At 57.1% G+C, this 21,982-nt stretch carries 23 protein-coding genes and 1 pseudogene; 10 read left to right on the top strand and 14 right to left on the bottom strand.

Annotated features, from left to right (window positions below; genetic code table 11):
• The first annotated feature begins 89 nt into the window (after positions 1–89).
• The 3 genes from ACRHIG_RS20795 to ACRHIG_RS20785 are packed head-to-tail and all read left to right on the top strand — an operon-like array spanning position 90 to position 1,950.
• On the top strand, positions 90–1,013 hold the full coding sequence (locus ACRHIG_RS20795) for a hypothetical protein (protein ID WP_489627749.1): 924 nt from the start codon (positions 90–92) through the stop codon (positions 1,011–1,013).
• Between the two features lie 10 nt (positions 1,014–1,023).
• Positions 1,024–1,266 carry a hypothetical protein gene (locus ACRHIG_RS20790; protein WP_489627748.1) on the top strand — a complete coding sequence of 81 codons (243 nt, stop codon included), beginning with the start codon at positions 1,024–1,026 and terminating at the stop codon, positions 1,264–1,266.
• 60 nt (positions 1,267–1,326) lie between these two features.
• Positions 1,327–1,950, top strand: coding sequence for a hypothetical protein (locus ACRHIG_RS20785; RefSeq protein WP_489630915.1), 624 nt, complete (start codon positions 1,327–1,329; stop codon positions 1,948–1,950).
• Between the two features lie 80 nt (positions 1,951–2,030).
• On the opposite strand, the pseudogene ACRHIG_RS20780 reads toward ACRHIG_RS20785, so the two are convergent.
• A pseudogene (locus ACRHIG_RS20780) lies at positions 2,031–2,132 on the bottom strand (hypothetical protein); the annotation flags it as partial.
• Between the two features lie 18 nt (positions 2,133–2,150).
• Here ACRHIG_RS20780 and ACRHIG_RS20775 point away from each other — a divergent pair.
• The gene (locus ACRHIG_RS20775) at positions 2,151–2,309 is read left to right on the top strand and encodes a hypothetical protein (RefSeq protein WP_489630914.1); all 159 of its coding nucleotides are present in this window, start codon (positions 2,151–2,153) and stop codon (positions 2,307–2,309) included.
• A 63-nt stretch (positions 2,310–2,372) separates the two neighbouring features.
• On the opposite strand, the gene ACRHIG_RS20770 is transcribed toward ACRHIG_RS20775, so the two are convergent.
• The 4 genes from ACRHIG_RS20770 to ACRHIG_RS20755 all read right to left on the bottom strand — a co-directional run bounded on the left by ACRHIG_RS20770 (position 2,373) and on the right by ACRHIG_RS20755 (position 5,378).
• Positions 2,373–2,804 carry a tetratricopeptide repeat protein gene (locus tag ACRHIG_RS20770; RefSeq protein ID WP_489627747.1) on the bottom strand — a complete coding sequence of 144 codons (432 nt, stop codon included), beginning with the start codon at positions 2,802–2,804 and terminating at the stop codon, positions 2,373–2,375.
• Between the two features lie 221 nt (positions 2,805–3,025).
• Positions 3,026–3,457: a PD-(D/E)XK nuclease family protein gene (locus ACRHIG_RS20765; protein ID WP_489627746.1), complete on the bottom strand. Its 432-nt coding sequence runs from the start codon at positions 3,455–3,457 to the stop codon at positions 3,026–3,028.
• A 583-nt stretch (positions 3,458–4,040) separates the two neighbouring features.
• The gene (locus tag ACRHIG_RS20760; protein ID WP_489627745.1) at positions 4,041–4,322 is read right to left on the bottom strand and encodes a hypothetical protein; all 282 of its coding nucleotides are present in this window, start codon (positions 4,320–4,322) and stop codon (positions 4,041–4,043) included.
• 3 nt (positions 4,323–4,325) lie between these two features.
• Complete coding sequence (locus ACRHIG_RS20755; protein ID WP_489627744.1) at positions 4,326–5,378, bottom strand: PRTRC system protein D; 1,053 nt, start codon at positions 5,376–5,378, stop codon at positions 4,326–4,328.
• A 1,204-nt stretch (positions 5,379–6,582) separates the two neighbouring features.
• On the opposite strand from ACRHIG_RS20755, the gene ACRHIG_RS20750 reads away from it, so the two are divergent.
• From ACRHIG_RS20750 to ACRHIG_RS20735, 4 genes are all read left to right on the top strand, one after another.
• Complete coding sequence (locus ACRHIG_RS20750; RefSeq protein WP_489627743.1) at positions 6,583–7,662, top strand: integrase domain-containing protein; 1,080 nt, start codon at positions 6,583–6,585, stop codon at positions 7,660–7,662.
• Positions 7,659–8,366: a restriction endonuclease gene (locus ACRHIG_RS20745; RefSeq protein ID WP_489627742.1), complete on the top strand. Its 708-nt coding sequence runs from the start codon at positions 7,659–7,661 to the stop codon at positions 8,364–8,366. Before ACRHIG_RS20750 ends, ACRHIG_RS20745 begins: the two co-directional genes overlap by 4 nt.
• Entirely contained in the window at positions 8,357–8,695 is a 339-nt protein-coding gene (locus tag ACRHIG_RS20740; protein ID WP_489627741.1) for a hypothetical protein, read from the top strand. Before ACRHIG_RS20745 ends, ACRHIG_RS20740 begins: the two co-directional genes overlap by 10 nt.
• Before the next feature lie 1,314 nt (positions 8,696–10,009).
• On the top strand, positions 10,010–10,597 hold the full coding sequence (locus ACRHIG_RS20735) for a hypothetical protein (RefSeq protein ID WP_489627740.1): 588 nt from the start codon (positions 10,010–10,012) through the stop codon (positions 10,595–10,597).
• 66 nt (positions 10,598–10,663) lie between these two features.
• On the opposite strand, the gene ACRHIG_RS20730 is transcribed toward ACRHIG_RS20735, so the two are convergent.
• Positions 10,664–11,050 carry a hypothetical protein gene (locus ACRHIG_RS20730; protein WP_489627739.1) on the bottom strand — a complete coding sequence of 129 codons (387 nt, stop codon included), beginning with the start codon at positions 11,048–11,050 and terminating at the stop codon, positions 10,664–10,666.
• 316 nt (positions 11,051–11,366) lie between these two features.
• Here ACRHIG_RS20730 and ACRHIG_RS20725 point away from each other — a divergent pair, with 316 nt between their 5' ends.
• Together ACRHIG_RS20725 and ACRHIG_RS20720 are read left to right on the top strand one after the other, a co-directional pair.
• Positions 11,367–11,699 carry a hypothetical protein gene (locus tag ACRHIG_RS20725; protein WP_489627738.1) on the top strand — a complete coding sequence of 111 codons (333 nt, stop codon included), beginning with the start codon at positions 11,367–11,369 and terminating at the stop codon, positions 11,697–11,699.
• A complete protein-coding gene (locus ACRHIG_RS20720) occupies positions 11,647–12,078 on the top strand; it encodes a hypothetical protein (RefSeq protein ID WP_489627737.1) in 432 nt (143 codons plus the stop codon). The genes ACRHIG_RS20725 and ACRHIG_RS20720 overlap by 53 nt, the downstream gene beginning before the upstream one ends.
• A 161-nt stretch (positions 12,079–12,239) precedes the next feature.
• On the opposite strand, the gene ACRHIG_RS20715 is transcribed toward ACRHIG_RS20720, so the two are convergent.
• The 8 genes from ACRHIG_RS20715 to ACRHIG_RS20680 form a co-directional block, all read right to left on the bottom strand.
• Positions 12,240–12,413, bottom strand: coding sequence for a dockerin type I domain-containing protein (locus tag ACRHIG_RS20715; protein WP_489627736.1), 174 nt, complete (start codon positions 12,411–12,413; stop codon positions 12,240–12,242).
• Positions 12,414–12,445: 32 nt separating this feature from the next.
• Positions 12,446–13,906 carry a choice-of-anchor X domain-containing protein gene (locus ACRHIG_RS20710; RefSeq protein WP_489627735.1) on the bottom strand — a complete coding sequence of 487 codons (1,461 nt, stop codon included), beginning with the start codon at positions 13,904–13,906 and terminating at the stop codon, positions 12,446–12,448.
• Between the two features lie 12 nt (positions 13,907–13,918).
• Positions 13,919–15,382: an esterase/lipase family protein gene (locus tag ACRHIG_RS20705; RefSeq protein WP_489627734.1), complete on the bottom strand. Its 1,464-nt coding sequence runs from the start codon at positions 15,380–15,382 to the stop codon at positions 13,919–13,921.
• Between the two features lie 25 nt (positions 15,383–15,407).
• A complete protein-coding gene (locus ACRHIG_RS20700) occupies positions 15,408–16,382 on the bottom strand; it encodes a hypothetical protein (protein ID WP_489627733.1) in 975 nt (324 codons plus the stop codon).
• 327 nt (positions 16,383–16,709) lie between these two features.
• Positions 16,710–18,566, bottom strand: a complete 1,857-nt coding sequence (locus tag ACRHIG_RS20695; RefSeq protein ID WP_489627732.1) for an SMC family protein — start codon at positions 18,564–18,566, stop codon at positions 16,710–16,712.
• A 23-nt stretch (positions 18,567–18,589) separates the two neighbouring features.
• Entirely contained in the window at positions 18,590–19,126 is a 537-nt protein-coding gene (locus ACRHIG_RS20690) for a P-loop NTPase family protein (protein ID WP_489627731.1), read from the bottom strand.
• A 60-nt stretch (positions 19,127–19,186) separates the two neighbouring features.
• Positions 19,187–20,470, bottom strand: coding sequence for a metallophosphoesterase family protein (locus ACRHIG_RS20685; RefSeq protein ID WP_489627730.1), 1,284 nt, complete (start codon positions 20,468–20,470; stop codon positions 19,187–19,189).
• Between the two features lie 2 nt (positions 20,471–20,472).
• On the bottom strand, positions 20,473–21,876 hold the full coding sequence (locus ACRHIG_RS20680) for a recombination directionality factor (protein ID WP_489627729.1): 1,404 nt from the start codon (positions 21,874–21,876) through the stop codon (positions 20,473–20,475).
• Between the last annotated feature and the right edge of the window lie 106 nt (positions 21,877–21,982).

Raw genomic sequence — 21,982 nt, 5'->3', positions numbered from 1 at the left:
TGCTGGTGACGGATCCCGTGATCGCCCAGCCGCTAGCTGTATCCGCTATGGGTGGGGTTGGTTCGGCGATATGGCAGATATTGGACGTCTTGAGCATCGTCATATGCTTGGTCGGCCTGGGGCACATGTGTGTCATGTTTTTTCGCGTTATGACCGGCCGTTCGAGTGACGAAAACTTATTTGCCGCGGTACCGATAGTGTTGTCAACAGTATTCGGGAGGGGGTTTATCGGATTGATATTTGGTCGACTGGCTCAACAAGAGGACATTCGCCCCAGCCCGTTCTCGCAGCTGATCGAGTGGGTGGGCAACCACCGGAGCGGCCTGGCCCTTGGGGCCTGTAGTATCGCAGCGGCTGCCGGCGTTGCGTACATGGCTTACCGGGCGCACGACCGACGTACATTGTCGCGTAAGGCTCGCCGCCAGGTGCGTGAAGTGCTCAACGCCCTTGACATTGTCGAGCACTACCGCATGTACTGGGTCGGCACGTGTCCAGTGCACGAAGTCGCGAAGCGTCTCCGTTCAAGTCGCATCGAGACCCTCGATGCTACGAGGGATCAACTGTTGGAACTGCTGGAGCATACCCACAACGGTGTGCCGCTGGGCAACGAGATGCTGAAAAAATTCAAGCGCTTCAAAAACGACGTGGAGAAGATGGCCATCGACGGCGCCGACACACGAGTTGTATGGCCACCTGGCGCCGAGGTAGTTAACAGTTGCAGTGAGCGGCGCGATGGCGCTAAGTCGGGAGCCACCCTCAGTCAGGAACGGCCGGACCGGACTGGACGGCATGGTATCGACTGTGTTTCACGACCATACACTCAGTCCGGTGAACATGTTGCCGGTGGACTTAGCCTCGCTCCGGTCGGCCTTGTCCCCGCCGCAGCGACTGTGCGACAGGCCGATTTCACCCACGGCCACGCTGGATGCCGCATGAGCGATGACAGCGGCGCGGTATCCGGAAGGGACGGCTTAGGCTGCGGCGGTAACGAGCCTGATAGCAACTATCAGTAGGAGAAATTGGATGGACCCTACACAACCGCAAAACATTGTGGATGCATTAACCGAATTGAGCAGAACGAATGAAGGCAAGTCGAATACTGCGCGCCTGCGTGAAATCCTCCCTGTGGTTGAGGCCACGCTGCAATCAGGCGTCACTCTGGAAAAAGTGTTGCTGACCCTGAATGACCAGGGTTTCGACTTGTCGATGACGGGCTTCAAATCGGCGTTGCAGCGCCTCCGTAAGGAGAAACGGTCCAAAGCATGAGAGGGGTGCCGTAGTCGCAACTGCCCTCGGCGATTTGACACAATACTCAATCAATCCACCATGCCATTTCTATTCGCCCTTACGTTACTTGGATGGGCCCACATTATCGCGATGTTCCGAACGCTCATGAGCGGCCGCCAGCCCATCTTCCACGTGCTCGCCCTCTTCAGTTTTATGCTGGCCTTTCTGGACGCAGTCTACCTTTCTCCGCTTAACAGCCGAGGCGTGCCAGGTGATGCGCGTAACTGGGTACCGATGGCCGCGCTTGTATTCGGCCTTCTCAGCATGTTCGCCTTCGGATGGCAGTTTTACTCGATTTATCGCAGTGGCGGCGATAAAACAAAATCAGGATGGAGCTCCGGCTTGAGTCTGGTGTTTGTGGTCTTGGGGGGATACATGGCCGGCACAGCGGTTGACCACATGACATTTTTCAGCGATCCTAACAGCTCCGGAAAGGCTGCTGCCGACGCGCTCGGCGTGAAAGACGTTCAGTGTGAGCAGATGGTACTGGTGCGCCTGACCAGCACTGGAGCGGACTACCGCTGCCCCGTTTCGATTTCGCTTGGCGTCATGTCCTCGACGCCTTTCGTGCCCTGGCCATCGTATTTGCCCGGCCATAGCCCCGAACTGAAGGCCGCGATCGAAATGGCTTTCCGCGAGACGCACCGCCTTGACGGCAAGTAACAGCTAGTCATAGTGAGTGTTGTCAGTTTTCTGGCGCCGGTTGAGCGATGTCCATGCCTTGATGAGAGGATTGAGACGAAGGGCTTGCATTCGGGGCAACGAGCATGGCACTTGGCAACGCTCTTGCGTAACTTGGCCTCGCCAATACGGTTGACGAGCCACATCAGGCGCGCCCGATCCATGTCACTCTCAACCACAACATGGAATTGATCTGGCGGAAGTTCACCGATCATGGCGACATCCCGCGTCGTGCCGCTTTACTATTTCAAAAACTTCTCGTTGAACGCCTTTTGCCTTTGTTTTTCCACATGCTTGTCGTATCTGTCCATCGCCAACAATCCCGCGATACTCGCGAGTAGGAGGACGACGACGATCATAAGAATTTTACGCATTTGGCACCCCGACACAATTCACCATGTTTGCTAACTGGTTAGCCCGGCTTCCCGAAGTATCTGCAAAAAGATGTGCCCATCCTCTTCCTCGGTAAAGATTTCCTCACCGTCGAGCATGTACGCCTTGAGCAACTCTGAAATGCCTGCCTCTTCGTTTTTCAAGGCCAGTTCCGTCTGTCCAAGGCGATAATGCACAAACGGGTTCTCCTGGCCGTCAGGACCATTGAGCGCGTCGAACAATGCCTCGCGCGCCGCAGAAAAGTCCACAAGTTGGTAGAGCGCATCGCCGATCGACGCCTTCAGCCAGGTATACGCTTCCCAGTCAGCCTGCGGCGGAGGGAGCAGATCAAGGGCCTGCTTCCATCTCTCCGCTGCTTGGGTGAATTCGCCTTGATCGGCCAGGTCATTGCCCATTTCTGATAGCAAATCGATCTGCTTGCTTACATTGGAAGGTAAGTCCATTCAGTTTCCCTTTTGCTGGTGTTCAAGCGCGCGGTTCATGTCATCGAGTTCATAATACGGAACCCCTTGGGGAAAGTCAGGCTGAGGCATCTTCTTTATGCGCCATATCAGTAAATCGCAGTTCATCCCATTTATTATCGCTCGCAAGAAACTCTGACCGTCCAGTGAAAGCATCAACACGTGAGGCATTCACAGAGGGTATTCTCTGAGCACCATATGGCCTACGGCGTACTTTCAGGATATGTTTTGCACTCTCTCATGAATTCACATCGGCGACACTGTGATGACGATTCCGCGTGGTCGGCTGAAATCGTTTGATTTAATAAAGCCATTCTGCGGTGATAAAGCGCGGTAATTTGTTTGTGGTTGAGTAAGAAAACCTTCATGGCTCTACGCTCAGGTATCTCAGGGTGCTGAACAACGACAAAGCCATAATTATTCACCTTGGCTCCGCTTACCAATTCCAGAATCATCTTTTGGACAGAGAGTTCGATCACGTCCGACATGAACACGCGCTCAAGACGACGGATTTTGTACTCCATCAACGTGAGTCTTCCTTTGTGGCGATAGGCCCGATCAACACGCGCGATGAGTTTGATGGGGTGATCGAGTGAGAAAGTTTGCTCTGCGTAAGCCAGGCTGGCGTAACGCAATTCGTCCGGGAACCACTTGGGGCGCGTTCGACACCTGGCATGCCGTCTCACTCCACGTACAATACAGAGCAACAGAAGCACCCAACCCACATGCAAGAGGATCGATAGAACTGTGGAAGTGCTCATTTTTTTCGTGAGTGCGTGCGACAAGGCGAAGTGGCACCTGGCGCCTCTTGTGCGCTTGTCGATGTCGCGGCCAGCACAGTTGTTCGCGTAATATCAAAAACACCTTCCGAGCGGGTCTCACCATGTGAAAGCGCATCTTGTACGCTGCCGATAGCCATGCCGGCATTATTTGGTACAGCCGCCTGTGGAGTCTGGTAGTGCGTGTAGCCAATTGCTTGGGCCTGATGAACGCCCGTTCCGGCAGGCTTGGGAGCGCTAGTGAAGCGGCATCCAAGTCCAATGTTTCGATGAAGAACGTCACGTGTTGAAGCTCTCCATAGGCTCGTGCCTGCTCGCGCTCGGACGAGCAGCGCGGGCCAAATCTGTCGGCCAGGACGATCTTGCGTTCGCAATACCCCATTTCAGCCAGTTGGCTAGCACTGAGTCGAGGTAGCTCTTCGTTTTTCATGTTTCACTCCTATTCGCTTCTTGATGGGCCAAAAAGCTCCATCGATGCCAAGGCGACAACGGCATCCTGCCCCGGCGTGTTTGGTTTACTACTTGGCCTAGTGAGCCACTGCGCCTCCATGGACGATGCGGTTTGTCCGCATTGCTGTACTACCAGTCCCGCATAGGCCAGTGTGCGCAGCCGATTCACGCGGCGCGGCCCCTTTGGGAACTTGATGAGATCGTCATACAGGGGAGGGTTGTCCGCGCGTTCCAGTTCTACACTCAAGCGGATGGTCAGAGGTGTGCCCATGGTTTATGTCGCCGTGTTTAGCGGCGCCGTGCCACCTGTCCGAGCCGATGACGCGTCGGCCTGCTTGGCCAGCTCAGTGCCGGCAAACTGAAAACCCTTGACGTTGGCAAAGATCGGATCCTTGAGTTCCTGCAGCTCGTGATGCGGGAAGGCGGTTTTCAGTGCTTTGCGATAGAAGAAGGCGCCACCGCCGACCAGAATAATATTGTTGATGTCGGCAGCGTCGCCCACGTAGTGCAGCATCTCGGCGACAGCCTGCTCCGGGATCTTCTGCGCGAGCGGCAGGTGCTGGGCAATGTCGTATTCCTTTTGAAAGATGACCGGCTTTTTTCCCGTTCGCAGCGCCACATCGATCGCGTCGTATTCCCGGTAGTGAGAGCCTGTGGTTCGGCTGATACCTTCGGTGATCGAGTGGAGCACGTCAAACATGCCGCGCGGTACCGAATGGCTGCGCTTGTCAATTTGCTGCATGCCTTGCGTCACCAGCCAGTCAAACGTCCGCCGCCCCGGATCGATGATCAGATTCCGTTCCTTGCGCATCTGAGCAAGGCGTCCATGGGTCAGTCCGCAGTACATCAAGGCCCCGGACGGCTGTGCAATTGCCTTGACGCGCGCGACCGTGATCTTTTTGCCTTCGGCCAGGACGTGTTCACCGGTGACGCGGCGTTCCAGCGCCGCTACTTGCTTCTTGAGCTTATACGTGGCCACGGGCAGACCAAGTACCAGTAGATCGATCCGGTCGACACGCATGTAATGCAGTGCACCCAGTAGCAAAGCCAGATATTCGGGCGTTGCACTGTAGCTGTCGTGCTGCAGCACATTGGCATTGAAGATGTCGGAGGCGAGGTGAGCGTCTGGCCCGACCTCATAGTTCAGATCGTCGACCGGGACGCAGACGGTCCGACGTTTCACTCCCCAGGTTTCCTGCTCATAGACTGTTTCACATGGGTGAGCCTGCGACGGGAACATCGCGCAGCGCAGGTCACCAGCACTGACCGCTGCAATGAATTTGGTATTTCCCCGGCCAATGTCCACGGCTCGCACGATGGGTTCCACTTCGTCCTCCTGTTTGCTGCAAGCAATCAACAGTAATAGCGGGGCGGTACGTACTCCATAGGAAATGCCCGGCTTTTTTGGCAGAACTTGTCGTGTGTGCGAATTTAGACGCGCTGGGGAACGAATGGAGTCGCGCTGCGGCGCAGCTATATTGGCATCTGCTGGCGTGAGAACGCATCGCATGTGCGCTGGAATCGTGCCGCACCGCAGACGTACGTTGGTTGTTTATCTGTGCACCTGGTTCAGTCCGTTCCGATGTTCAATACCATTTACAATCAGAGGAATGACGACGCGGCGTACTTCATAGGGAGAAATCCTCGCCAGAAGCACTTACCAAATAAATTCGACCTCAATCACAAATTTTCAGCGCCGAAAATCGGCTTGACATTCGAAAAAACTGATCATATTCTGTGACGACTGTCTGGACCCACTTCCAGGGACATCGCGTTCCGAATGTGGCGCTGGCAAGCGTGGTATGCCGTTGCAGTCGTTACCTGTCTATCGAAGCGAAGTTGGTCGGCCGCGCCCTGCGGTCGAGTTGAGTGGTATGTCAGTGAAGAAGTAGGTCGGGCTGCCCCTGCCGGGGGTAACTGCTCGCGCGTGATTTCTCGTCAAGAGACGCTTGTCAAATCGGAGAGGGCCTTGCGGCGCTCCGTCGCTAATTTACGATCCTGGTAGTGTCGATGTATCGCCTGCGGCCGCGAACCGCAGGAGAGTGATTTATCACCTATTCAATCTTCCTGCTGTACGAAGAGCCTATCGCGGTGCCTTGTTGTGACGTTGCCGGAGAAGCTTCGATCAACCTGGTTAGTGCGCAATCACGAAGCGGCCTGGTGGTAGGGCTGATGGGATGACCGTGAGGGAAGAGGGGCAAGGTCCTGGTTCAATTGAGAGTGGCCGGGGCACCTAAATGTCTTTGTGGCGCAAGCGCCGCACTGCTCGCGCAAGACGCGGGGACTAACACAGAAGGAGAAATTCGCTGGTTATTCGCATGAGCATTTTTAAGACACCGCGCCTTCGGGCAAACAGAAAATCCGCCATCGACGCTGAGATAGGGACAGCGCGTTGGAATGTCTAGAGTACATCTCCCTCGTTGGCGCAGCAGGCCGGGCGCCGATGCCAGTTGAAGGCCACACCGGGGGCATGCGCGCCGGACAGTGCAGCATGCCAAATCGACAATCCTGAGTATCGGGAGGGAGAAGTCATGACCCACAACACACAATGGAGGGAGCAGCTCGATGCGGTGCTGGACGCATTTAATGAAAAGCATGCCAGCGCAGGGAAGGGGATTTCGCATAGCACCAGACAGGCGCGCAGCCAGGGCTTGTACCGGATATTCGCGTTACTGCGTAAATTGGGATTCAAGCCAGTACCTGAAAACCTGGCGGAACGGCACGTGCGCGCGTTGATGGCGTATTGGACGGCGCAGCCGTTACCGGCAGATGTGTTGCTCGACATGCCGATGAGCATACCGCGCCGGGCGTATCCCTGCAGCGCGGCCTACATTCAGCAGCAAATGAGCTTTATCCGGGTCTTCGCCAGCTGGATCGGCAAGCCGGGCCTGGTGCGCAGTGCCGAGAGCTATGTGAGCGATCCGGCGCTGGTACGCCGGTCCTATGGGGCGCTGATCGACAAGGGGTGGGAGAGCCATGGCCTTGCCGTCGAAGAGGTCATTGCCGCCGTCGATGCGGTTGACAGCCACGTGGGAGGGCAGCTGGCGATGATGATCGCTTTTGGCCTGCGCCGCAAGGAGGCCGTGATGTTTTGCCCGCGCGCAGCTGAAGTACCGGCGTATGCCTTGCCGGCCCAGCATCCTCGATCCGATCACTATATTAGTTTTTTGCGCATCAAGCGTGGGACGAAGGGTGGCCGGCTGCGCTATGCCGCGGTGCGCACAGCCCAGCAGAGACAAGCGCTGGCGCGCGCACGCTGTCTCGCCCGGCAGGACTGGGGGCATATCGGCCATCCTGGACTGTCCTTGAAACAGTCGCTGGACCTGTTTTCGAATGTGGTGCGTTCAGTGGGGCTGACCAAGAATGACCTGGGCGTTACGCCGCATGGCTTGCGGCACCAGTTTGCCGGTGATCTGTACTTTGATATCACGCAGGTGCAGCCGCCTGTGCGGGGCGGCGAGCTGTTGATCGATCGTGAGGTCATGGCGGACGCCTATCGGCAGGTGGCCGAGCAGCTGGGGCATTGTCGGAGGCAGATCAGCAACGCGTATCTGGGATCGCCGGTGGGCCGGCGCAATGATGAAGTGGATTTAATGGGAGCGGCATCATGAAACGGGGACATTGGCAGCGTTGGTCGTCAGGACATCCGCGTGCGCGGTGGGTCAAGCGCACCGTGGCCGGTGATGGTAAAGAAGAGCGAATCGAGGATGGAAAACCTGGCGGCTCCCGTGCGCCGCGTGCGCCGCGCGAGCGCTATGAAGCCGTTCTGGCCCGTTCACGCGGCGTGAGCGGCATGCTGTTTCGATGTGCGTCGCAGTTGTTCAATGCTGTGCGTCTGCGCCGGCTGCCTGACCATCGCCGGCGTATTGGTCAATCGCGCGCGGTGTTACGGGCGGTGCGGCAGTTCACAGGGGAGGGGTACGCGGCACGGTGCCTGGCTTATTTGCGCAGTGTGGATCCGCTGGTATTTGAAGAGGTAGTGCTCTCGGCCCTGGAAGACGCCGGGCTATTTGTCTTGCGCAACCCGAGGTACTCCGGGGATGGTGGGATTGACGGCAAGGTGTGGTTGCCGGGGCATGGCTGGTGTGCGGTGCAGTCGAAGCGCTATGGCGGCCATGTGAACCATCATCACGTGGCGGCCTTTGGCGAGGCCATTTGCCATCATGGTGTGGGGGCCGGACTATTTCTGCATACCGGGCGCAGCGGTGCTGCCGTGTATCCCCATCTGGCCAGAAGCAACGTGGTGCTAGTCAGCGGAGCTAGTTTGGTACAACTGGTATTGGGGAGGCGCGCGGGGGAGGTGGTATGGAACTGAATGCGGAGAGCCGCCAGTTGTTACGAGCATGCCGGACGGCCGGATCCACCTACACGGTGATCGAGAAGAGCGGGAGCAAGGGTATTGAGGTGGCTGATGCCCGTCTCGCGGCGCAAGCCTATTATGATGCGCCGGTCGAGGGGCGGCCGTTTGTTATCTGCAATTTCAGTCACACATCGTGCGTGATTGCTGACACGCGGCGCGTCTCGCGATGTGGTCGTCTGGAAAAGCATGTGATCGTGACTTGTGACGATGGGGGAGAATTCATGCGCTGTTTTAATCAATTGGTGCATGAGCGCTTTAGACTGCTGCAAACAAGCCAGATTTGAGAATGAACGACGTGCCCGTCAAAGCAGCGGGTTGTTATAGGCAGATAATTTTTTCGGACCCGGATGTATTTCAGCAGGTGAGTCGACCGTTCCAAACTTCTTCGCAGCAGTAACGGGTTGACAGGCATCCGGTTGCCGAAGGGTGACTGCAGCCGATGACTGTGTCCGGATCGCTATCGGTGATCAGCCTGGGAACGCATCGAGCAACCTTGAACTATCGATTTTCGGTGAACTTTCGTCCTGGTGCGGCTTGAATTCGTCAATAACTACTGCAAAAATAAGAGTGCTTTCTGTGAGAATCGCTCTCACATTGCTCCTGCCGCATCCATCGCGGATGTCTGGCAGGATCTTGCCACTCACGTGGTGAGCGTTGCGGTCGTCACCCGTCATTCAGTCGTCGAGTAGGATTTCGACACGTTGCTTCGGCAACCGATCTTTGCCTGGTCACTTGCCAGGCTGATTTGCGCAAGCAGAGGATCGTTTGCGTCAAGGAAGTACAGTTCACTGGATACTTCTCAGGTTAGGCCCCTGTTCTTAGGAATGGTGGGCCTTCTTTCGCTTGCCTATCGGTTTTTAACGATAGCCAGGCATATCTTCTCGTGTGCGGGGCATCGCGGTCCCCGTGCGGGGCCATGGTGCCTTCTTTTTTGGAGAGCAATCATGTCCCAACGACAATTTCTACAGGATCAGCCATACCCGCTTTGCATTTTGCTCGGCGGCACCGGGTTACGTGAGGTGTGCGGGGAGGTGCATGTCGCGTGTGCACTGCTCCGGTCAAGCTCAGGCGACTCTCGGATATCGCACGCTTCTGCACGCGCGCAGATGCCAACTCAGTGTCATCCTGGCAGTGGGTTCCCGTACCTGAGGTCGGGCACAGGATCGTTGTTTGCCTGTGTTGTTCACATCGCGACGAAGCTTTGGTTGCGGCGAACCCAGCTGATGCGGTGCCTTGCCCGGAGTGGTTCACATTCCAGACAAGGCGCTTGCTGAGGAGACCAACATGGGAACCAGGGTATTTGGAAGGGGCGTCGAGCCTGGCGGAATGGAACTCGACAATGAGCACTTTGAGGCGGAGTGCCCGGCATGTTCGCATGAACGTGCCAGGTATCACAGCTGGGAAAGCGCCGAGTCTGGCACGATCAATCAACATTGGAGCGTTTATTGCCCCGCATGTGGTTATTCGTTACCAGATGAGGAGGAGTGCTAAATAGATTGTCTCGTTTGCTTGTTAAAGGAGCGAGGCGTGTGTAGATGAGGGAGCACCAGCATCCGATGGGATGCCGGCGTTCCCTTTTGTTTTTGGTGGAGGACATCATGCAAAACGGTGGAGAGGTAAGGACCGGAAAGCGGCGGCGCTCCTTGGTCGAGGTTGAAGAAGAACGGGTTTGGGCGAGCCTTTATCGGCACGCGGCGGATCCGATGATTGCCGCCGAGTTGGTGGCGCATCTGGAAAAGAGCAGTGAATTGCGCTTTCAGCATAGTGGCCTGTACCTGCGCTGCAAACATGTGCTGCGAAGGGAAAAAGCGCGTCAGGTGCGCCTTCGAAGGATGGGAGCGGGGATCCGTTGGGTCATGCATATGGCGATCGGTGCTCCTCTTGGCTTTGCTACAAGGCTGTGCAGGTCGACAGGAACGATCTTCCTGGCCTGTCTGCCGGAACGCGAGGAAAAGGCTGGCGCTCAGCTACGCAGCTTGACCACTGGGGATGCCAATCCGGTGGATTCGGGCCAGGGGTATCTCCGTCAGAAATTGCTCACCCCTTGCGTGACAACGCAGCGGCTGACGCTGGGCAACAGGCCAATATCGGCGCATCTCGACGTTCGGCAAAGCGAGCTGGGGGAGGGGGCGTTAATTCACGATCGCATTTGGGAGCGCTGCGATGAGGTCGCCCTTCAAGGATAAGCATTGTTGCTGATGATGTGATCTCTGGGAGCCGCCTGATGCCTGGGCGGATTCCTAGCAAGCCAGCTATCGGTGAAGTATTGAGCAGGCCGACATGCGGCACGATGCCACCGTCTCGTCGATAAGCTTATGCAGTAGCCGCGTCTCGTCAGCCCGTCCCTGTAAATGCTGTTTGCATTGCTCGACGTAGGCGTCGAGATCGGCGAGCCTTCTGATACCGACAGGTTCGAAGCCGGTGATGTAGCGCAGACGCTCGACGTCTCTCGACGTCAGGCGGATATGTACGCCAAGTTGCAACATATTTTCTCCGATTGCAGCCCTCATCAGATCCGTCATCCAGCACAGATCGTTTTCCGTATATGTGTTGCTCAGGATAGTCATCCATCGAGCAGATTTCAAGTTGCCAGCCTGTACAAGGCTGGCCTCGTCCAGGCTCGTGCCATGTGCCGGCATCGATTGCCCAGGGCGTTTCAATCCCCTCAAGCATGGAGGTCATCATGAAACATCAATTTTCACCTTGGAAGAGGAGTGGGACACCATGCGCCAGCGCAGCTGGACAAGTCGACCCGCTCATCGAGCAGTTAGAGGCGCTGCCTCCCGGTACGCGGGTTGTAACCCGGGACGGCGCGCAGTTTATTCGAACAAACAGGACGTGCATTTGCTTTTGCGACCTGACGACAGGGCATCTGTGTTCAGCAAAGGATCTTTGCTATGTACATGGAGGTTCCACTGGCGGTGAGATCGGGCATTTGCACTGAGGAGTATTGTCATGAACGAAGTCATCAACATAACCATTGGTTTGATTTATCACGAGTACCGCCGTGCGCTTGACATCCGTTACGACGAACGGCGGCGACACGACTTGATGAGCGTGATGTTGTATCGCGCCGAGGAGATGGGATATGACGACTACAAGCGGGGCAATGAGCAGGTGCCGCGCTTGTTTAACCAGGAAGTCGGACTGCGGGACGCCTGGTTGATGGGTTTTGCGCAGGCAGCGATCAGCGACAGTGTGGAGCAGTTGAGGGAGTTGCAAAGGAGGCGTCAATATGATCCTGCCGAAGAGGCAGAACGTCACGGAGGCGATGATGGACGATACTGATGAGGTGCACGGAATGGCCGTGGTGCGGCAATACATGGAAGCAACTGACCGGTGGCACCCGGGTAGCCTTGATCCAGTGTATCTGGAAGCATTTCAGGCCGCACTACACTTGGGCTACGAGGATTTCTTTGACGGACGAGAGGAAATGCCGCTGGTGTTCCTGTTCAATGAGTCGCTACAGAAATTGTGGCTGGAAGGAATCCGTCTGGCCAGGACGGCGGCCGACATGCGGTTATGCCGTGCGCACGGTGGATGGAAATGCGATTGTGCCAATACCGTGGACGGTATGTGCTGGAGGTCCCGTTTGCGTCAATTGAAAGTGAGCGAGCGGAAAAGTAGGGTGGCGCGCCTTGTCTCATGGTTTGCGTATGCGCCTTGAGTGGCCATGCTGACAATGGTGAGTCATTGATACAATGTACCTGCAGCGCTGGGGGCACGCAGACGTATTGGGGATGATGAGCGGTAGGTCGCTCATCGTCCCTGATCGTCCAGACTCGCCTTCATGCAGGACGCGATGTCCAGAGACGAAGAAGTGCACCATTAACGCAAGGTTTGGAGCGCCCTTGCATCCCTGATATCAATAATGCCGTCGTGGTTGATATCCCTGCGATCGCCGGGAATAGCGGCCCGCAATCCCCGATACTGTGTCACCAATGCCATGTCGGCACCGTCAATGCTGCCATCGTTATTGAGATCGCCATTTTTACTAGGCAAAAATTGCCAGCGGGAATAGGTGTCGCTGGTTCCTATCGACGTGAGCCGCGCGCTATTGCCTCCCCTACCACGACGAGCGAGATCGCCCGGTACGGCCCATCAACGGCAAGGAATTTCTCGGAGCGAATGTTGACGACAACCGTGTTGACGCCAGCTGCAAGCGAGCGCGAAGCATTGAAGAGGGCGATATCTTCTCCATGTTGTCCCACAACCTTGAAGGAGATCTGATAAAAGCCGGGAGAACTCACTTGTATCGGGAAGGCGACGTCGAACGACGCAATGTAGCCTTGCTCGATGACTGGTGTCATGGTTAGCTGCTGTTGCAGGACAATTGGTTCCGTACACAGATCTTCCAGCGTGACATTGAACATCCCGGCATCGCGCTTGCGAAAACCCAGGGTCAATTCGGATGCGCCGACCCGCAGGCTTTCAATCAGCGCGACGCTGTACGGGCCGTCGCTGGCCAGCGTTTGTCGAATCGTCTTGGCATCGAACAACGCCGTGACGCTGGCGGCGCCCAGTGGGAGCAGTCTGGATTTACGGATGTCCATGGTTTTGCCGTTCGGCGCGCGTAGCCGTATTAAGGTGGCATACGTGGCCGCTTCCAGCACATTGAAATTTTGCAATACTTGCAGTCCGCTGACGCAGTTGCCAGCACTACGCACGACGTTAAAGGCACTGCTGCCCGCGCTGAGCAGTGGATTGATGACGCGAACCTGCGAAACTGCCGTACGCTGTATCGGCCCTTCCGGTGTCTGGATTTCAACTGAACCAAGAATATCGTAGGTACCGGCAGTGGCAAAGGTATAGTCGATGGTGTAGACCCCATCGTCGGCGAGCCCGTCAGGCTGCTGTCCATTGTCGTGCGCGGCAATGGCTTGGCCCGGCGTGCCCTGGCCAACACTGATCGAGGAGAGCAGACCGCGGATTGGTGTGCCGTTATCGAGTACGATCATGCCAATGGCGACATCCTCGCCGGCCAGCAAGGTCGTACGTTCGATTGCGATGCCGACTTGGTAGCGCGAGCGGGCGCGCACCGTTGCCATGGCCACGGTTCTGTTGTGCGCGGCCGGGAATGTCAGGCGTAGAATCCATGTGCCGTTTGACGGGGCGGGAAGTTCGGAGAGGGTGAAGACGCCACCGGGCAAGGGCGGTGTGAGTTGGCTGCCAGGATGGTACGTGAGGCGGGGATCATTGGGAACCAGTACGGCGGCGCCGGTGGGGGCGATCAGACTCATTCTGGCACCGTTGACAGGCACGATGACATCGAGCGCCAGACCATCCGCGCCCTGTACGACAAATGGCAAATCGAGCGCAGTCATGCCGGGAACGATATCGCCACTTACGCTGGTGGGCAGATTGAGTGCGACCGGGACATTCTGGGCATACGACAGTGATATGCTTGCGGCAAGCAGGAACGATACCCCCCATAGGTGCCAGGTACCTGTCCCGCATCGCATTGCATGCACCAACGCTTGTATGATCGTCTTCATTGCAGCTCCAGGTTATTTAAGCGGGATGGTGAGGTCTAGAATGCGCTCGATGTTCGCGCCGCTCTTGACGGTGGAATGGTTGGCGCCCACGTTGATCACCGGCGTGCCGTAGCCGGGATTGGCGGAATCTTCCGTGACGACAATGTCATTGAGCTGTGGTGCCGGAGCGACGACCGCGACATAGGTCAGTACGGTTCTGGTACCCCAGTATTTGCCAGGGATGGTGGATAACGTCATGTGCGCAGAGGTAAAGTCACGCAGTACTTGCCAGGTGCGGATCGCTGCATAGTGCACCTGCTCATAGGGAAATAATGGCGTCGACTCATTGAATGTCAACAGATTGTCATGATTGAGGTCAGCGTCGGCGCCAATGGTGTAGGTGTTGGGGATATTGTCGCGCTGGCCGGTACTCAGTGCGGCGGTCGCGGCATACGTCGTCAAGTCGGACAAGCCTGGAAACTGAGGTCCTTTGCCAAAGGTCCAGGTATCGACGTATTGTGCAACGTAGCCATCCGGATCCGCGCCACTATTGCGTTTCTCATCTGCAGCGGTCTTCTGAACGACGGATAGATCGGCCGCGACGCTTCCTAAATGCGGAGTGGATAACGTCGACAACGAAACGAGGGTAAATTCCGGTCCAAGTGCCTGCAGCGCTTGTGTATCCAGTCCTCCTTTGCTGTGGGCGATCACATGGACCTTATCTGCCTTCAATGGTGCCAGAAAGGTGGTGATGAGATTGTTCAGTTCGATAGCGTTGGCCGCGGCGGAGCCATTGCCTGCCGCGCCGGCGCCAAGTGAGAAGCGCGTAAAGAGCACGCCGCGCTCATTGAGTGCTCGGAGCACACCAGCTGCACTGGCTTCATCCCACGTGGTCAGATTGGCGTTGATACCGTGTTGCAGGATATACGGGGGCGTGGCTTCGAATTCGATCGATACCCAGTCGACCGCCATGCACCAGTATTCTCCTCCACCGGCGTTCGCGGTATCGATATCGATCTGCAGCGTGTTGTTTTGCCCAAATCTGATCTCCTCGATCGGGACAAAGATCGTGTCGTCCGTCCAGGTATTATTAAATCCGGCCAGTACTTTTTTAAATCGTGCATTGAACGACACGCGGTCAACCTCCGGTGCGATACCGCCTCCGGGAGCGGCCTGGTCATCAATGTCGTACACGGGAAAGCGTATGATTGCCTGGGCCGAGACCACGCCGTTGGCAACCAATCGGGACGGGTCGCGCAAGGTGCCATCGGCGTTCAATTCCCGATCGTTGATCAGCTTGGGCACTGGAATGGTGATGCGCAGTGGTCCCGCTCCCCGAAAGGTGCAGCCGGTATCAAGTCCTGGACCGCTATTGACGACATAGGTACCCAGTGTTTCCGTTGGCGGTGGGAATGGCGAGCTGTTCTGAGCGAGCGCGGAACGGCCGGAAAGCCCGAGCGACAAACTCAGTACTAACATGGTCAGGTTGGATCGCATTGCTGTCTCCGTTGAAGTAGATCGCTCAGTTGAAGAACCTGGCCTGGGTGAGCACGAGACCATCGCCGGCAGGGACAGCGATACCAGTGAGCCGCTTACCGACATGGGAAGAGGATAAGGAAGTCGTACTTGTCATCCACACTAATTTTCCACTGTTCAGGCGTACCTGGAGCCGCTGGCCTTGGATGGCCGTGATGACGCCATCGATGGCTTCCTGGTTGACCGGTGTCGTTTGTTGTTGCGTTGTACTGGTGCTGGTGCTGGTGCTGGTGCTGGTCTGCGCCTGTGCGGGCATGGCGAGCGAAGTGAGCAGAGCGATGCTGATCCCGCCTGCCCGCAGGATGGCCACACGGCGGCGCCTCATTGTTATCAGGAGGGCAATCATCCCAGCCATGCAGAGGGCAAAACTGGATGGTGCTGGAACCGCCGTGGGACCGATCGCTATCCCAATGCTGCTGTTATCGAAGGCAATGGGCAGCCCGCCGGCACCGCTGTCGGTAAACAGCAGCGCCGGATCGGCAAGATTGACGCCGATGAAAGTGCCTGGGCTGCTTGCCAGCGTCTCGAAGGTCAGGGTTACAAAGCGAAAAATATCGTTCTGGCGGGCGTCAAGTACCCCGGCACTGTTACCAGAAATGCCGAACAGGTCAATGACACCGCCGGATATTGCGGTTTGGCCAATAAAGCCGAAGCTCCCGGCTTCACTGAATGCGAGCTGGTTGGTGCCACTGGCGGGATCGAAGAAGCTGGCATTGAGCAAGCGCACGGTGAGCGGATCGAAGACGATATCCAAGTCAAAGCCACTCAATGAGTCATTGGGGGCACTGGAGAGGCCTCGTACGTCGAACAGCACGTTGAACGATTGTCCGACGCTGACATGGGAGCTGGTAGTTGATACATTGATGACTGCAGCTGGCGCGGGGATGAGGATACCCGCAGACAATGCCAGGAGCAGCAGGCCATGCCCGATGTGGCGTGACAGGATGTGCAAACTTTTCACAGATACCTCGTCCGAGAAGTGGAAAGGAGACGACAACGCATGACATCGTCTGGCAACAGCAGAACTCAGCAATTTGCGTGCCGCCCGAGTTTTCCTCGACTAATCAACGGTTTATATAGTTGTGAGACGAATAAAACGCCGAGCTGTAAAATTTCCCGACGTATTCTGGTGCAGTGAAGTCGAGCGGGCGTGAGAGTTGACGGCGATTGGCCGTAGGCGTTGCACAAGAATTGCCTGCCGGTGAGATGCCGTCTTTCTTGAAAATGAAACCACGCTGGCAGGCTGGTTGCCGGGCGGTGTGATGGTGCCTGATGTGCAAGCAACAGGCTAGATGAGATCGATGGTGGCGTCAGCCAATGCGGCCAGCTCTGGCGTGTGTGAGATAAAAAACTCTTGTTGATAGCCACCCAGTTGTATGACCTGGCGCTTCATCGCAAGGAACATGCGTTTATGTTCGGTATCAAAGGCGCCATCTGCTTCGTCCGAAAAGAGCGTTTCGCTGCGCCGGTTGTTTGACTGGGCCAGATACAAGGCCATGGCGCGCGTGAGGCATTCGTTGATCCAGACGCGTTCGCCTCCGCTCATCTTGGACGCGCTCTTGGCGAAGCCGGTGTTGGCGTCGTGCACGATGACGTCAAATCCTTCCCTGGATTGCCCTTTGCCCGACTCCAGCAGCGTGCGAATGGATACCGTAAAGCGCGGCCCGTAGCACGCCATCAATAAATCGTTCGTGAGCATCGACAGGGCGGGGCCCGCGTCGTCAATGGCCAAAGCGATGACCCCATCGTTCCCCATGCATGTGGCGAACAGAGACCAGGTTGCTGTCTGCTCTTCAATATGAGCGATGCGGGCATCCAGCAATGCTAGCGTTTGACGTTGGGCCAGTAACTGGCGTTGAATCTCAGTCAGGCGGTGCTGGCGCCCGATCGCTTCGTGCAGTTGTGTTTCGCACTCTGCCAGCCTACCCGTGCGATGAACGATTTCCTGATCGGCCTGTGCGAGTCGAATCGGATTGAACGGCAAAGGCAGAGCGGAGAGTTGCTGTTCAATACGCTCACGTTCTATGCGAATACCCTGTGCGATCTGAGCGCGCTCAGCTGCAATGGCTGCCAGATCCTTGTCGATGCGTGCTTTTTCCTGTTTTTCGGTATCCGTTTCATGGTTGACGGCCTGCGCGAGCAGGTGAATCCGGCGGATCACATCGTCGATGCTGTCCCGTGCCTGCTCGATCTCGCTGGTGCGCGCAGCGACTTGCTGATTGGCTGAGCGTCTTTCCCGAGTTCTATCCAGGCGGTGTAGTGCGCGCGCCAAGCGCTTTGCCGTGTCCGGCATTGCTGCGATTTGCTTGTCCAGTTGCAACAGCACCTCGGTTTGCTGGCGCCGGGCGTGTTCCAACCGGCGCAGGGACCGCTCGTACTGTGGAATGATGGGGCGGACTGAGCGGGCGTGTTCGAGAAGCCGGCATTGTCCTTGTAGCGCGGTTCCCGCGCAGGGAACGAGGGCGGTGAGCGAGAGACGCTGGTGCAATGCTCGGGTTTGACATACCACCTCACCGATTTCCCTGTTGATTGCATCGATATTTTGCATGGCGAGTGCACGCTGGGAGGCTGCTTCCATATGCCGATCATGCAACTGACGGCAGGTTGCGGCATGATTGCTGCGGTATTCCTGCAGGCGTGTCAGGATCGGCAGCCTGTGAACGGCGCGGGTCACGCGTCGGTGATCGGCGTTGAGCAACCGCAGGTTCGCATGCCGGCTGACTGCAGCTTGATATTCCTGCGCATGCTCGTGCCGCCGCTGCAAGATCTGTTGGATTATGGCCTGGCCTGCAGCGATGAGGTCGTGTTCTCGTTCGTCGATTTGCTGATTGCGTGTTTGCACCCGATCGCGCAGGTCCTGCAGTGTTTGGTTGAGCTGCTGGCGCTGGTTCACGTAGGTCGCAGCGACGGCTTGTTCCGCCTTGAGTGTTGCCAGGAAGTTTTTGGCTTCATCCAGCTCTGCCAATGCTGCCTTCCTACGGCGTTGTAGGGTGTCAAGCACGTCGTCAGGCATGCTCAATTGCTGTGATACCTCGAGATTGTCGTTGATCTGTTGTAGTAGTAGGCGCCGCTCCTGCTGCAATCCGGAAAGCCCGCAGCGCAGCAGTTTCGCTGTCTCCGCAGCCTGTAGACCCTTGGTACGCACGCGCTCCAGTCCAAGCAGGTCACTCAATAGTACTTTGATTTCCGCGTTGCGGTAATGGGCCAGTTGGCGCCTGTTTTGTGCTGAAAATGCCGTAGTAAAAAAGTGGTAGCTGGTCCGATGATATCCTCGATGCAGCGTTGGTAGGATTCCATCCGGCCATCGGACACGGTGCCGTCCGGCAGTTGCACGGGCTGCCATGCGCCGGCGCGGAGCTGATGCAGGTAGGCCTCGCTCCGGCGTTTGCCGTTGAGTCGAATGATGATCTGTGTACGGTATCTCTGTTCCCCCATTTCCCAGAGGAGTTCCTTGCGGTTGGCCGGCAAATACACCTCGTCATAGTAGGAAAAGCTACCAAGGCCGTCAGCACCTGCCTTGGATGGCATCGTCGCATAGGGCGTCATATTGTCTAACACAGTGGTTTTTCCTCGTCCGTTCGGGCCGACGATGGCCACTAGCTGGGCGCCGGCCGTGAGGCGCTCGAAATTGAGCGTCAATGTTTCTCTGTTCATCCCGTCGCGAATGCCGATGAAGCCCGTCAAGGTGAGGGAAAGGGGGCGCATGATGATCTCTCCTGGTCAAAGTGTCTTCTGATCTTGAGTATGAAGCGGGGGATGCGCACCTCAAGGCTGCTCAACCCCGCTTCGCGAAGCATTGCATCGGTTTGTCCAAGCGTCGCCAGCAACTGTTTCTGGTGACAGCGCAGCCATCGCAATGTCGGCGGGTGAGTGGATAGCTAGCTGGGCCAGGCACGCCAATAGGGGAGCTGCTGGCGTATCGACCTGCTGTGCCCACGCATGCACTTGCTCTTCAAGTTGATGGCAGCGTGCTATTCCCTCCGCTCTGGCACGGGTGATCGGGATCACGCGGCCTTCGAGCTTGATGCCTGCCGCGCCACGAAACAGTGCCGTGATCGCTTCTCGGTCGATGGTGGCGCGCTCCTCCTCAAGGCACTGCCAGCGTATACGCACCCAGGCGCCTTCGATGGGGTGGTTAGCGACGTATTGGTGCAGTGCATCCATCTCCGGTGGCCCGGCAAACGCCAGCTCCAGCATGCGGCGAACCGGCGTTGCGACGAGTTCGCAGCTAGCGCTGTCCGCGGTGACTTCCCACATCAGGAAACCCTTATTGCCTTGTTCGCCGTAATGCAAGCGTCCAATGGAGCCGGGGTAGGCGATCACCTGTCCGTTGTGGTCCCACGCTTGATGCAGGTGAATATGCCCCAGCATGAACGCATTGGCCTGTGCCTGAAACAGCGCGCCTGCGGTAAATTCATGGTCCATTCCCGCCATCGGCACCCCATGTTCTGTCATGCAGCCAATCACGGTACCGTGGGAGAGTGCGATCGTGGGTATGCCCCGCTGGCGCGCCAGCAGATTGCCTGGCGCGTAACCGGCCAGGAGGTCGGTCAGATAGTGTCCCATGGCCTGTCCGGCTTGTTCCGCACCGACACTGGCGGCCAAATTCGCCTTGTTCATGGTCGGAACGCACGAGCAGAGGAGAGCGCAGTCCGAGTCGCACCAGTCATTGGCATCGAAGCGCGAGTGTGTGGAAGCCGTCCATTCACGCCGGCGGTTGAGAATGACCTGCTGCAGGCGGTTGGCCACGTGTATGGGATAACGGCCCCCTAGCAGGGAAAATAGATCCAGCGTACCGGGTGGTTCGTGTGAAAACGTCCCCTGCAACATCAGCACCGGGCAATGATCGGCCAAGCGCCGGATCTGGCGCGCGAGCGCCATCAACGCCGGCGAATGGGCATCCAGGGCATGATCGGTGGTGTCGCCGGTAATAACGGCGACTTCCGCCTGTCTTGCGATTGCCTGGTCTACGGCATAGGTGAAGCACCTATCGACCTCGGGCAAGGTCGATACTGCATAGTGCAAATCGGAAAAATGAGCGATGTGCATGACTATTCTCCCTTGGCTGGCGCTGTTGGCACGCGCAGCCTGGATGACGGCGTGTCCGACGCGCGCAGGCGGGCGTTGACCTTGTCACAAAAGCCTTCCGGATCATTCTGATAGCGTTCCAGTTCCGCCAGCACGCGTTGGCGGCCATTTACATTGCGCCTCCAGCCTGATCCCCATTGGCGGTCAGCAAAGAGGCCAAACCGATCCCGGTCTACACCATAGGCCGCTGCCAGGTCAAACAGGGTGCTGATCGCTTCATCGTCGGTAGATGGGGCGTCCTGCGCAGGTAACGCAGACTGCATGGATTCAGGGGCCGGCTGCTCCTGTATAGATGCTCCGGTCTCCGCAGCCTGTTCCGGCGTTACGACATATCCATCATCGGGACCGCTACACGCTAAGGCCGCGTCTTGTTGTTCGTTTTTGCCCTGCAGGATATGGGCGGCCTGATCAGCCAGGTGCAGAGCGCTTTCATCGTCATGCTGGATCAGGAGGGAAGAGACATCGATTGGTGCTTCCAGTTCGATGATCCAGTGTGCGCTGCGCACGGATTGCCCGGTTTTTGGATCGATATGCGAGACATCGCGCAGCTTTTTACTGAAATAGAAGGGCGTGCGGTGCTGATCGAGGAAACCGGCCAGGCGGCCGCCGCGCATGAAGGAGATGGTTTCAAAGCGCTCGATGGCGCGGCTCATGGCATAAAAACTATTTGTGTGCAGGACGAAAGCATCGATCGAGGCAATGCCCGGAATATAGAAAATGAATTTCCCGGTCAGGTTGCATTGCCGGTTCTGAAATTCCGGACAGTTTTCTGGATCGCAGACGCCATTGTTTTCTGGCCGTAGTTGCACTGGGCGCCCGCCGAAGGTACGCACCACGCGTTGGCTGCGCTCATCAAAACGAACCGGGGCATACATTTTGCAGTAGCGCGTATGGCCATCCGACGCATATTCGCTCCAGTAGCGCTTGTCATTGCGCGCCCAGGCGGCCAGTTCATGTGGCATGACCAATTGCCAGGTGTCGGCCGGGAAAATGACTGGAAAACGATATAGCCGGATGACGCCGTCGCCGCGATTTTCGCCAAACGCCGCCAGAATCTGCGCTGCCAGGGCCGGATTGGGAAAGTCATTCGGACGTACGGTGAACCAGGCCACATTTTTGGGTACCAGCGGTGTCTTGATGTCCGGGAATGCCTCGGCAATCTTTTGTCCGATCTCTTCAAACGAACAGTTTGAGGCCAGCCCTTGCTCGTAGATTGCCTTCGCTTGCGGATTGTTCGCGGCCGCCTTGGTCAGCACTTTGATGCCGGCCCGAATCGTGCCGCCCGTGGGAATGCGGGCCGGCCGTTCGCCAAGGACCGTTGGCGGAGCGCCTTGCGGAAGCGAGCGATTGACGATTTCCTTATCCATGATGGTCTCCTTCACATAAAAATAAGCGATGAACCATCCTCTCATTGGCCGGTAGCGAGTCAACCCCGTGATCCTTGCTCAGACGCTTCGCTACGGAGCGAGCGAA

It is taken from the genome of Janthinobacterium sp. C22 (assembly GCF_057919405.1).
This window is presented reverse-complemented; position numbering and strand designations above follow the sequence as displayed.